At 73.1% G+C, this 12,052-nt stretch carries 7 protein-coding genes; 4 read left to right on the top strand and 3 right to left on the bottom strand.

All coding sequences use genetic code 11. From position 1 onward, the window contains the following. Positions 1-134 precede the first annotated feature (134 nt). From ACFV61_RS30715 to ACFV61_RS30705, 3 genes are all read right to left on the bottom strand, one after another. Positions 135-3,911 (bottom strand): multifunctional oxoglutarate decarboxylase/oxoglutarate dehydrogenase thiamine pyrophosphate-binding subunit/dihydrolipoyllysine-residue succinyltransferase subunit, encoded by a 3,777-nt coding sequence (locus ACFV61_RS30715; RefSeq protein ID WP_063347843.1) that lies wholly within the window; start codon positions 3,909-3,911, stop codon positions 135-137. A 282-nt stretch (positions 3,912-4,193) separates the two neighbouring features. Beyond that, a complete protein-coding gene (locus ACFV61_RS30710) occupies positions 4,194-5,324 on the bottom strand; it encodes a cell wall metabolism sensor histidine kinase WalK (protein ID WP_063347842.1) in 1,131 nt (376 codons plus the stop codon). 92 nt (positions 5,325-5,416) lie between these two features. Further along, on the bottom strand, positions 5,417-6,154 hold the full coding sequence (locus ACFV61_RS30705; protein WP_063351140.1) for a response regulator transcription factor: 738 nt from the start codon (positions 6,152-6,154) through the stop codon (positions 5,417-5,419). 562 nt (positions 6,155-6,716) lie between these two features. Here ACFV61_RS30705 and ACFV61_RS30700 point away from each other — a divergent pair. The 4 genes from ACFV61_RS30700 to ACFV61_RS30685 all read left to right on the top strand — a co-directional run bounded on the left by ACFV61_RS30700 (position 6,717) and on the right by ACFV61_RS30685 (position 11,928). Next, positions 6,717-7,514 carry a rhomboid-like protein gene (locus tag ACFV61_RS30700; protein ID WP_380336819.1) on the top strand — a complete coding sequence of 266 codons (798 nt, stop codon included), beginning with the start codon at positions 6,717-6,719 and terminating at the stop codon, positions 7,512-7,514. 168 nt (positions 7,515-7,682) lie between these two features. Beyond that, the gene (gene lon / locus ACFV61_RS30695; RefSeq protein ID WP_380495163.1) at positions 7,683-10,079 is read left to right on the top strand and encodes an endopeptidase La; all 2,397 of its coding nucleotides are present in this window, start codon (positions 7,683-7,685) and stop codon (positions 10,077-10,079) included. 67 nt (positions 10,080-10,146) lie between these two features. Beyond that, a complete protein-coding gene (locus ACFV61_RS30690) occupies positions 10,147-10,689 on the top strand; it encodes a GtrA family protein (RefSeq protein ID WP_063347839.1) in 543 nt (180 codons plus the stop codon). A gap of 18 nt (positions 10,690-10,707) precedes the next feature. Beyond that, positions 10,708-11,928: an ROK family transcriptional regulator gene (locus ACFV61_RS30685; RefSeq protein WP_063347838.1), complete on the top strand. Its 1,221-nt coding sequence runs from the start codon at positions 10,708-10,710 to the stop codon at positions 11,926-11,928. The last annotated feature ends 124 nt before the right edge of the window (positions 11,929-12,052 follow it).

Genomic DNA, 12,052 nt, shown 5'->3' with positions numbered 1-12,052 from the left:
GCTCCCGGGGTACACTCCGTGGTGTGGGGTTTTCCCGGGGCCGTGTTCGGGGGGCCCGCCCCCGCCCCCCTCCCCCGGGGGGGGGGGGGGGGCCGCGGGCGTCGGTGCTCCAGCGCTTCGGGGCCGTCAGGGCCTCAGAGCGAGTAGACCTCTTCGATCAGCGCCTGCTGCTCGGCGGCGTGCCGCTTGGCCGAGCCGACCGCCGGGGACGAGGCCGTCGTGCGGGCGACGCGGCGCAGCCGCGAGCCGTTGGCGCTGCGGCCGACGACGACCTGGAGGTGGTCGACCAGGTTCATCGCGATGAACGGCCAGGCGCCCTGGTTGTCCGGCTCCTCCTGCGCCCAGACGAACTGGACGTCGTCGCCGTAGCGGGCGAGCTCCTCCTGGAGTTCGGCCACCGGCAGCGGGTAGAGCCGCTCGACCCGGACGATCGCGGTGTCGGTGACGCCGCGCTCGGTGCGGGCCGCCGCCAGGTCGTAGTAGAACTTGCCGGCGGTGATGACGACCTTGCGCACCTGCGCCGGGTCGACGGTGTTGTCACCGATGACCGGGCGGAAGGAGCCGGACAGGAACTCCTCGGTCGCACTCGCCGCGGCCTTGAGACGCAGCATCGACTTCGGGGTGAAGACGACCAGCGGCTTGTGGTGCGGGTTGTGCGCCTGCCAGCGCAGCAGGTGGAAGTAGTTCGACGGCAGGGTCGGCATGGCGACCGTCATGTTGTTCTGCGCGCACAGCTGCAGGAAGCGCTCCGGGCGGGCGGACGAGTGGTCCGGGCCCTGGCCCTCGTAGCCGTGCGGCAGCAGCAGGGTGACGCCCGAGTGCTGGCCCCACTTCTGCTCGGCGGAGGCGATGTACTCGTCCACCACGGTCTGCGCGCCGTTGACGAAGTCGCCGAACTGCGCCTCCCACATGACCAGCGAGTTCGGGCGGGTCAGCGAGTAGCCGTACTCGAAGCCCATCGCCGCGTACTCCGACAGCAGGCTGTCGTAGACGGTGTAGCGGGCCTGGTCCTCGGTGAGGTACTGCAGCGGGGTGTAGTCCTCGCCGGTGTTGCGGTCGATCAGGACGGCGTGCCGCTGGCCGAAGGTGCCGCGGCGGCTGTCCTGGCCGGCCAGGCGGACCGGGTGGCCCTCCATGAGCAGCGAGCCGATGGCGAGGGTCTCGCCCGTCGCCCAGTCGATGGTGTTGTCCTCGACGGAGGCGGCGCGGCGCTGGAGCTGCGGCAGCAGGCGCGGGTGGACGGTCAGCCAGTCCGGCAGGTTGACCTGCGAGGCGGCGATCCGCTTGACCATCTCCTGGGAGATGCCGGTCTGGATGTTGACCGGGAAGTCGGCGACCGGCTTGCCGGCGATGGCCGGGGCGGGGGTCTGGGCGGCGTCGCGGACCTCGGCGAAGACCTTCTCCAGCTGGCCCTGGAAGTCCTGGAGCGCCTGCTCCGCCTCTTCCATGGTGATGTCGCCGCGACCGATCAGGCCCTCGGTGTACAGCTTGCGCACCGAGCGCTTCTTGTCGATCAGGTCGTACATCAGCGGCTGGGTGAACGACGGGTTGTCGGCCTCGTTGTGACCGCGGCGGCGGTAGCAGATGAGGTCGATCACGACGTCCTTGTGGAACGCCTGGCGGAACTCGAAGGCGAGCCGCGCGACGCGGACCACGGCCTCCGGGTCGTCGCCGTTCACGTGGAAGATCGGGGCCTCGATCATCCGGGCCACGTCGGTGCAGTACATCGAGGAGCGCGAGGACGCCGGGGCGGCGGTGAAGCCGACCTGGTTGTTGACCACCAGGTGGATCGTGCCGCCGGTGCGGTAGCCGCGCAGCTGCGACATGTTCAGGGTCTCCGCGACGACGCCCTGGCCGGCGAAGGCCGCGTCGCCGTGGATCTGGATCGGCAGCACCGGGAAGGTGGTGCCGCCCTGGTCCAGGATGTCCTGCTTGGCGCGGGCGATGCCCTCGACGACCGGGTCGACCGTCTCCAGGTGGGAGGGGTTCGCGGCGAGCGAGACCTTGATGGTCTCGCCGTCCAGGCCGGTGAAGGTGCCCTCGGAGCCGAGGTGGTACTTCACGTCGCCGGAGCCGTGCATCGACTTCGGGTCGAGGTTGCCCTCGAACTCGCCGAAGATCTTGCCGTACGGCTTGCCGACGATGTTGGCCAGCACGTTCAGGCGGCCGCGGTGGGCCATGCCGATGACGGCCTCGTCGAGGCGGTGCTCGGCGGCGGCGTCGATGGTGGCGTCCAGCAGCGGGATGAGCGACTCGCCGCCCTCCAGCGAGAAGCGCTTCTGCCCGACGTACTTGGTCTGCAGGAAGGTCTCGAAGGCCTCGGCCGAGTTCAGCCGGCGCAGGATGCGCAGCTGCTCCTCGCGCTCGGGCTTGGAGTACGGCTTCTCCAGGCGCTCCTGCAGCCACTTGCGCTGCTTCGGGTCCTGGATGTGCATGTACTCGACGCCGACGGTGCGGCAGTACGTGTTGCGCAGCAGGCCGAGGATGTCGCGGAGCTTCATCATCTTCTGGCCGCCGAAGCCGCCGACCGCGAACTCGCGCTCCAGGTCCCACAGGGTGAGGCCGTGGGTGGTGACGTCCAGGTCGGGGTGCTTGCGCTGCTTGTACTCCAGCGGGTCCGTGTCGGCCATCAGGTGGCCGCGCACACGGTACGCGTGGATCAGCTCCATGACGCGGGCGGTCTTGTTGACCTCGTCGTCGTGGGTGGTGGCGACGTCGGTGGCCCAGCGGACCGGCTCGTACGGGATCCGCAGCGACTCGAAGATCTCGTCGTAGAAGCCCTTCTCCCCGAGGAGGAGGCGGTGGATCTCGCGCAGGAACTCGCCGGACGCCGCGCCCTGGATGACGCGGTGGTCGTAGGTCGAGGTCAGCGTCATGATCTTGGAGACGCCCAGCCGGGACAGGGTCTCCGGGGCGGAGCCCTGGAACTCGGCCGGGTACTCCATGGCGCCGACGCCGACGATGGTGCCCTGGTTCTGCATCAGGCGCGGCACGGAGTGCACGGTGCCGATGCCGCCGGGGTTGGTCAGCGAGACCGTGACGCCGGTGAAGTCGTCCATGGTCAGCTTGTTGGCGCGGGCCCGGCGGACGATGTCCTCGTAGGCCTGCCAGAAGCCGAAGAAGTCGAGGGTCTCGGCCTTCTTGATGGCCGCGACGACGAGCTGGCGGTCGCCGTTCGGCTTGACCAGGTCGATGGCCAGGCCGAGGTTGACGTGCTCGGGCTTGACCAGGAAGGCCTTGCCGTTCTCCACCTTGTAGCTGTAGTTCATGCCCGGGGCGGCCTTGATGGCCTGGACCAGGGCGTAGCCGATCAGGTGGGTGAAGGAGACCTTGCCGCCGCGGGCGCGCTGCAGGTGGTTGTTGATGACGATGCGGTTGTCGATCAACAGCTTCGCGGGCACCGCGCGGACCGAGGTCGCGGTCGGCACCTCCAGCGAGGCGTCCATGTTGGTGGCGACGGCCTTGGCCGGGCCGCGCAGCTGGATCAGCTCGGGGCCGGCGGGCGCGTCCGCCGCGGCGGCGGCCGGAGCGGCCGCAGGGGCCGGGGCGGCGGCCTTGGGGGCCGGGGCCGGAGCCGGGGGCGCGACGGGAGCTGCGGCGAGCGGCGCGGGGGCCGGCGCCGGAGCGGCCGGGGCGGCCGGTGCGGCGGGGGCGGTCGCGGCCGGAGCAGCAGCAGCGGGCGCGGGGGCAGCGGCAGGGGTCGGCGTGGGGCCGGCCTGGGTCGCGGCCTGGGTCACTGGGGTCACCTCGGTACCGGGCTTGTAGTCGGCGAAAAAGTCCCACCAGGCTCGGTCGACCGAGTTCGGGTCCTGGAGGTACTGCTGGTAGATCTCATCGACGAGCCACTCATTGGGACCGAAGCCAGTGGAGCTAGCCGAGCTATTGGGGGTTTCAGGGGACTGTGGCGACACGGCGGCAACCGCCCTCTTCCGCTTCCTTTTGGGATGTTTGGACAGCGGGGATTAAGGCTACGCCCCTGACCAGTGATCGCGCAGTCCCCGGGCCCCAGGCGTCGCCCAGATCACAGTCCTGACCTGCAGTTTGGCTGAAAATGTGCGTTAGAAAGCCGTATCTGAGGGGAAGCGATCGCGCCCACCCATGGGGCATATCCGGACAAAACCGGACAAAGCCCCATACGGATCATCCAATGATCTTCGTGTACCTCTGTGTCGCTTCTGTGACACATCCGACCCTCAGCGCTGCCCCGGCAGCCGGACCTCGATCCGGCAGCCGCGCGGCGACTCGGCGACCGCGATCCGACCGCCGTGCAGGTCCACCGCCCAGCGGGCGATGGCCAGGCCGAGGCCGGTGCCGCCGTCCGAGCCGGGCCCCTGGGCGGTCGCGGTGCCGCTGCGGCTGAACCGCTCGAACACCCGGCCGCGGTCGGCCGGCGGGATGCCCGGACCCTCGTCCTCGACCTCCAGCAGCAGGCCGCCGGGCCCGCCGTCGGGCCGCGCGCGCACCGTCACGGTGCCGCCGGGCGGGGAGTGCTTGCAGGCGTTGTCGACCAGGTTGGCGACCACCTGGTGGAGCCGTTCCGGGTCCGCCACGCCGGTCAGGCCGGTCGGGCTGACCTCCAGCGCCAGCCGGACGTCGCCGCGCCGGGAGAACGCCCCGCCGGCCGTCGCGCCGTCCACGGTGACCCCGCGCAGCACGCCGTCCAGGAACTCGCGCACCTCGAAGGGTCGGGCGTCCAGGTCGACCACGCCGTCGTCGATCTTGGAGAGGTCCAGCAGGTGGGTGACCAGGCGGCCGAGCCGCTCGGTCTGCTCCAGGGCGGCCCCCAGGGTCGCCGGATTGGGCTGGACGACGCCGTCCACCACGTTCTCCAGCACGGCGCGCAGCGCGGCGATGGGCGTGCGCAGCTCGTGCGAGACGTTGGCGACCAGTTCGCGGCGGTGCCGGTCGGCGGCCCCCAGGTCGGCGGCCATCTGGTTGAAGGTGGTCGCCAGCTCGCCGATCTCGTCGCGCGAGTTCACCTCGACCCGGCGGCTGTAGTCGCCGGAGGCCATCGCGCGGGCGGCGGCCGTCATCTCGCGCAGGGGGGCGGTCAGCCCGTGCGCGAGGAACTGCATGAAGAGCAGCGAGGCGATCATGGAGAAGACCATGATGATCCGGATCTGGGTCTCGGACCGGATCGCCACGACGACCATGCCGGTGGCCAGGAAGACGGAGACGATCACCAGCAGGGCGAGCTTGCCCTTGATCGAGCGGACCGGGTCGAGCGGCCTGATGTCGGCCCAGACCCGGCGGGCGGCGCGGGCGGCCAGCGTCTGCGACCGCGTGCCGCCGGTGTCCCCGTTGCGTTGCTGTGGAAAGGTCATTGGTCCCCTGTGATCCCCGCGTACGTCCCCCGCGTGGTGCGCGGCAGTTCGGGACACGGGCCCCCCGGAGGCCCGTCGCCCGAGGCTCGCCGCTAGGAGAGCGGGGCCTCCAGCGCGTACCCGACGCCGTGGACGGTACGGATCCAGCTCGCGCCGATCTTGCGGCGCAGCGCCTTGACGTGGCTGTCCACGGTGCGGGTGCCGGACGCGTCCGTCCAGTCCCAGACCTCGGCCAGCAGCTGCTCGCGGGTCAGCACGGCGCGCGGCTGCGCGGCCAGGCAGGCGAGCAGGTCGAACTCGGTGGGCGTCAGGTGGACGTCGCCCGAGGCGAGCCGGACCCGGCGCTGCACGTGGTCGATCTCCAGCTCGCCGAAGCGCAGCGAGCCGAGCGCGGGCGTGCGGGCCGCCTGCTGGGCGCGCTCGACGCGGCGCAGCAGCACGTTGACCCGGGCGGCCAGTTCGCGCATCGAGAACGGTTTGGTCATGTAGTCGTCGGCGCCCACGCCGAGGCCGACCAGCAGGTCCGTCTCGTCGTCGCGCGCGGTCAGCATCAGCACCGGCACCGGGCGCTGCGCCTGGATCCGGCGGCACACCTCAAGGCCGTCGAAGCCGGGCAGCATGATGTCGAGGACCACCAGGTCCGGCTGCCAGGTGTGGAAGCCGTCGACCGCGCCCGGCCCGTCGTGGGCCACGGCGACCTTGAAGCCCTCCGCGCCCAGCCGGGCCGCGATCGACTCCGCGATCGTCGGCTCGTCCTCCACCACCAGCACTCTGCGTTGGCTGCTCACCGTGCCGCCGCTGTGGTTGTTGTCCTGCTGAAGTTCTGTCACGGTCACGCCACCGCCCCCAGGGCTGCGGGCCGGCCACCTGTGGGGATGGCGGGCTCCGCTCGTAGTCTTGTTCCGTCGTGGACTGTGCCGGGTCCGCCGTCCCGTCGTGCGTGCGGGTCGGCGGGCGGATTGTCGCCCGCCCACTTCTCCCGCGCACTTCGCAGCGTACGGACAGCGGATGCCTCCCGGCAGGTGGACCGGACGTTTCCGGCCCGTGGGCCGGCTGTCGGGCCGCCCTCGGAGCCCACTGCACGAGTGGGCACGGGCCGATACCTTACCCGGCGATTTTTCTCTGCGTAACGGTACGTATGCAGTCGAGTTGACGCCAAGTCGCCGGTCAGAGCCCCTGCCGGTGCGCCCGCCGGAAGAAGGTCTGGACCAATATCAGGAATCCGGTCGACCGGTTTCCTGACGGTCTTCACCGGCTTTTCTCAGATGCCTCTCAGAACCTCGACGTAACGTGGCCACGACAACGCCCCGCAGGGCGGGATCCGCGGCGCGCGCCGGTACGTTGGGCACCTGGTGAGGGGCCGGTGGCTGCCGGCGTGGAGCGGAGGGCGGCATGGCTGGACTGCGGCGAGGTGCCGGACGGGTCGGGGCGTCGCCCGCCGGCCCGCCGTACGGCATGCTCCGGCACGGTCTGCGCACCGGCGTCGTCGAGTGGCTGCTGGCGCGGGTGCCGACACCCCGGCGAAACCCCTTCACCCTCGGCTATCTCGCCGTGGTGGGCGCCACCACGACCTTTGCCAAACTCGCCGATCCGGAACTCGTGCAGCGGCTGCAGGAGGCCTCCAGTTCCGACGGCCACAACCTCCTGCAGCACCCCCTGCGCGCGCTGCTGCTCAGCGGTTTCTGGGTGGCCGGCGAGGTGTGGATGCCCTACCTGTGGGGATTCGCCGTCACCCTCGCGCCGCTGGAGCGCCGGATCGGTCCCGCCCGGGCGGCGGCGGTCTTCGCGATCGGGCACGTCACGGCCACGCTGCTGTCCCAGGGCGTGGTGATCACCGCGGTGGAGACCGGGCGGATGGAGACCGCGGCGCTGGACTACCTGGACATCGGCGTCAGCTACGGCGTGCTCACCTGCCTGGGTGCGGTGGCCGGGCTGCTGCCGTGGCGCGGGCGGCTGGTCGCGCTCGGCGGCGCCGGGCTGCTGATCGCCGAGCAGATCCTCACCGAGCGGGACCTGGTCACCGCCGTGGGGCACCCCGCCGCGGTGCTCACCGGGGTGGCGCTGTGGCGCTGGCTGCGCCGGGCCCAGGCCCGACGGCCGCGGCCGAAGCCGCGGACGCGCCGGGTCGAGGCGCCGGCCGCGGGCTCCTCGCCCGCGCCGGGCGGCGCTCCGGTCCTGGACGTGCGCTGACCCTTCCGGGTGCCGCTCCCGCGTGCTTTTGACGGCGCTTCCCGCGCCCTCCCCCCGTTCGCTCCGCACCCTCCTCCTGTTCGCTCACGGCGAACACCGCCCCGGGAACATCCGGCGCACGCCAGGCCTTAGTCAGGTCGACTCAACTTCACTGACTGGGGAGAGATCATGGCATCGACGTCCACACCGCTCACCCTGCCCGTGCTGCCGCTCGACGACGAGGTCGTCCTGCCGGGCATGGTCGTCCCGCTGGACCTCAAGGACACCGAGGTGCGCGCCGCGGTCGAGGCCGCCCGCGCGGCGGCCACCGGCACCGGCAAGCCGCAGGTCCTGCTGGTCCCGCGGGTGGACGGCTCGTACGCGGCGGTCGGCACCCTGGCCGCCGTCGAGCAGGTCGGCCGGCTGGCCGACGGGGAGCCGGCCGCGCTGGTGCGCGCCGTGCGCCGGGTCCGCATCGGGGCCGGCACCACCGGCCCCGGCGCCGCCCTCTGGGTGGAGACCACGCCCTTCCGGGAGTCCTCGGTGGACGCCCCGGCGGCCGGCCGGGCCGCCGAGCTGGTCAAGGAGTACAAGGCGCTGTCCACCCAGTGGCTGCGCAGGCGCGGCGCCTGGCAGATCGTCGACCGGGTGGCCCAGATCGAGGGCGTCGGCGAGCTCGCCGACAACATCGGCTACGCGCCCTTCGCCACCGCCGAGCAGAAGCTCAAGGTGCTGCTGGAGGCCGACCAGGTCGCCCGCCTGGAGTACGCGCTGACCCTGCTGCGCGACCACCTCGCCGAGGAGGAGGTCAACGACACCATCCGCAAGGACGTCGAGGAGGGCGTGGCCAAGCAGCAGAAGGAGTTCCTGCTCCGCCGCCAGCTGGAGGCCGTCCGCAAGGAACTGGCCGAGCTCAACGGCGACCCGGCCGACGAGGAGGGCGACTACCGCGCCCGGGTCGAGGCCGCCGACCTGCCCGAGAAGGTCCGCGACGCGGCCCTCAAGGAGGTCGACAAGCTGGAGCGGGCCTCCGAGCAGTCCCCCGAGGGCCCCTGGATCCGCACCTGGCTGGACACCGTCCTGGAGCTGCCCTGGAACGAGCGCACCGAGGACGCGTACGACATCGCCGGCGCCCGCGCCGTGCTGGACGCCGACCACGCCGGCCTCGCCGACGTGAAGGACCGCATCGTCGAGTACCTCGCGGTGCGCAAGCGCCGGGCCGACCAGGGGCTCGGGCTGGTCGGCGGCCGGCGCGGAGGCGCGGTGCTGGCACTCGTCGGCCCGCCCGGCGTCGGCAAGACGTCGCTCGGCGAGAGCGTGGCCCGCGCCATGGGCCGCACCTTCGTCCGGGTCGCGCTCGGCGGCGTCCGGGACGAGGCCGAGATCCGCGGCCACCGGCGCACCTACGTCGGCGCGCAGCCCGGCCGGCTCGTGCGGGCGATCAAGGAGGCCGGCTCGATGAACCCGGTCGTCCTGCTCGACGAGATCGACAAGGTCGGCTCCGACTACCGGGGCGACCCGGCCGCCGCCCTCCTGGAGGTGCTGGACCCGGCGCAGAACCACACCTTCCGGGACCACTACCTGGAGGTCGAGCTCGACCTCTCGGATGTCGTCTTCCTCGCCACCGCCAACGTGCTGGAGGCCATCCCCGAGGCGCTGCTCGACCGGATGGAGCTCGTCCGCCTCGACGGCTACACCGAGGACGAGAAGGTCGTCATCGCCCGCGACCACCTGCTCCCGCGCCAGCGCGAGAAGGCCGGACTGGGCGGCGAGCAGGTCAGCGTCGACGAGGCGGCGCTGCGCCGACTGGCCGGGGAGTACACCCGGGAGGCCGGCGTGCGGAACCTGGAGCGCTCGATCGCCCGGGTGCTGCGCAGGATCGCCGCCCAGGCCGAGCTCGGCGAGCGCGAACTGCCCGCCGCGATCGGCCCGGACGAGCTGCGCGCCCTGATCGGCCGGCCCCACCACGTGCCGGAGGCCGCCCAGGCGCCGGCCGAGCGGCGCACCGCCGTCCCCGGCGTGGCCACCGGCCTCGCCGTGACCGGCGCCGGCGGCGACGTCCTCTACATCGAGGCCTCGCTCGCCGACGCCGAGACCGGCGGCACCGGGCTCACCCTCACCGGGCAGCTGGGCGACGTGATGAAGGAGTCCGCGCACATCGCGCTCTCCTACCTGCGCTCGCGCGGCGCCGAACTGGAGCTGCCGGTCACCTCGCTGCGCGACCGCGGCGTGCACCTGCACGTCCCCGCCGGGGCCGTCCCCAAGGACGGGCCGAGCGCCGGCATCACCATGACCACGGCGCTCGCCTCGCTGCTGTCCGGCCGCAAGGTCCGCACCGACCTGGCGATGACCGGCGAGGTGTCGCTGACCGGGCGGGTGCTGCCGATCGGCGGGGTGAAGCAGAAGCTGCTCGCCGCCGACCGGGCCGGCGTCACCACGGTGATCATCCCCAAGCGCAACGAGGCCGACCTGGACGACGTCCCGGCCGAGGTGCTGGAGCGGCTCACCGTGCACCCGGTGGCGGACGTGCGGGAGGTGCTGGAGCTGGCCCTGGAGCCGGCCAAGGTCCTGGCCGCGGCGGCCTGACCCGGCCGCGCCGGGTCGGCGGGAGGATCGACGGGAGGACGGCGTCTGCGCGTGCCACACTGCGGAGATGCCGTCCCCCACGCAGCGCGCCCTGGCCCGGGTGCCGGCCCGGCTGCGTCCGTTCCTGGTGCGGCACCGCCGGCTGGTGAAGTTCCTGCTGGTCGGCGGCGCCTGCTTCGTGCTCACCACGGTGACCGACTTCGAGCTGAAGTTCACCGTGCTGGAGCACAAGCCGGTGGTCGCGCTGACGGTCGCGACCGTGATCTCGACCGTCGTCTCCTACGTGCTCAACCGTCGCTGGGCCTTCCGGACGGCCGGGCACCCGCGCGAGGCACTGCTGTTCTTCCTGGTCAGCGCCATGGCGATCGCCGTCAACGACCTGCCGCTGGCACTCTCCCGCTACGCCCTGGACCTGCGCGAGCCGTACGTCGGCCCGTTCGTCCAGGAGACCGCGGACTTCCTCAGCGGGATGGTCGTCGGTACCTTCGCCGCGATGCTGTTCCGCTTCTGGGCGATGCAGCGGTGGGTCTTCACCCGGCCCGCCGAACGGGCGCACCCGAGGTACGAACCCGGTTACGCTGCACCCGAGATGCCACGGGATGCCCCATAAGGCCGTGAGGTGAGGGTTATGCGCGGGGAACCGGACGCGGTTCGGAGCGGGCCCGCCAGCCAGCAGGGGATGCGCCGGGCCAACCTGGCCCTGGTGCTCGGGGTGATCGCGCGCGCCCCGCGCTCCCGGGCCGAGGTGGCCGCCGAGACCGGGCTGACCAGGGCCGCCGTCTCCTCGCTCGCCGAACAGCTGATCGCCGGCGGCCTGGTCGTCGAGGAGGGCCCGGCCGCGCCCAGCGGCAAGGTCGGCCGCCCCGGCACCGCGCTCGGGCTCAACCCGCTCGGGCCCGGCGGCCTCGGCGCCGAGATCGGCGTGGAGCACCTCGGCGCCTGCGTGGTCGACCTGAGCGGCGAGGTCCGGACCTGGCGCCGCCGCGAGGTCCGCAACCGGGGCCGCCGGCCCGCCGCGGTGATGGCCGACCTCGCCGAACTGCTGCACGCGGCCGTCGCCGAGGCGGGCCTGCGCCCGGCCGGGCTGACCCTGGCCGTCCCCGGGCTGGTCGGCACCTCCGGCGGGGTGCTCCAGCGGGCCGCCAACCTGGGCTGGCGGGACGTCCCGCTGGCGGCCGAACTGCGCCCGGCGCTGCGCGCGGCCGGCGCGGCCGAACTGGCCGAGCTGCCGGTCGAGGCGGACAACGAGGCCAACCTGGGCGGGCTGGCCGAACGGTGGCTGGGCGGCGGGCCGGAGGACTTCCTGTACGTGTCGGCCGAGGCCGGCGTCGGCGCGGCGATCGTGGTCGGCGGGCGGCTGCTGCGCGGGGCGCGCGGCTACGCGGGCGAGTTCGGCCACGTACCCGTCCACCCGGACGGCCACCGCTGCGCCTGCGGCGCGCACGGCTGCCTGGAGCAGTACGCGGGGGAGGCGGCCGTGCTGCGGGCGGCCGGGCCGGCGGGCGCGCGGGGCGACTGGGTGACGCTGCTCGCCGGGCGGGCCGGGGCCGGGGACGAGCCGGCCCTCGCGGTGCTGGCCGGGGCCGGTTCGGCGCTGGGCATCGCGGCCGCCGGGGCGGTCAACCTGCTGGACCCGGCCGAGGTGGTGCTGGGCGGCGGCTACGCCCGACTGGCGCCCTGGCTGCTGCCGGCGATGCGGGCCGAGCTGGCCGCCCGGGTGACGGTGCGGCCCTGGTCGGACGAGCGGCTGACGGTGTCCCGGCTGGGCCGGCGCGGGCCGCTGCTGGGCGCCGCGGTGGGCGTGGTGCGGGCCGTCGTCGCGGACCCGGGCCGGCTCGCCGGCGGCTGACCTCCCGGCCCGGGACGCACCCGAGCCCCCGGCCGGGCGGCCGGGGGCGCGGGCGGGGTCGGGGGTGCGGTCGTCGTCGGAGAAGCCGGGGTTCGGGATGCCCTTGCCGACGAACGCCGGGTTG

Source organism: Kitasatospora sp. NPDC059817, assembly GCF_042731835.1.
GTDB lineage: Bacteria > Actinomycetota > Actinomycetes > Streptomycetales > Streptomycetaceae > Kitasatospora.
The sequence above is the reverse complement of the archived record's forward strand: the minus strand, read 5'-3'. Positions and strand labels throughout refer to the sequence as shown.

Excerpts from the sequence above, each read along its gene's own strand:
- ACFV61_RS30710 (WP_063347842.1), bottom strand. The coding sequence starts at position 5,324 with ATGACCTTTCCACAGCAACGCAACGGGGACACCGGCGGCACGCGGTCG.
- ACFV61_RS30700 (WP_380336819.1), top strand. The coding sequence starts at position 6,717 with ATGGCTGGACTGCGGCGAGGTGCCGGACGGGTCGGGGCGTCGCCCGCC.
- lon (WP_380495163.1), top strand. The coding sequence starts at position 7,683 with ATGGCATCGACGTCCACACCGCTCACCCTGCCCGTGCTGCCGCTCGAC.
- ACFV61_RS30690 (WP_063347839.1), top strand. The coding sequence starts at position 10,147 with ATGCCGTCCCCCACGCAGCGCGCCCTGGCCCGGGTGCCGGCCCGGCTG.
- ACFV61_RS30685 (WP_063347838.1), top strand. The coding sequence starts at position 10,708 with ATGCGCGGGGAACCGGACGCGGTTCGGAGCGGGCCCGCCAGCCAGCAG.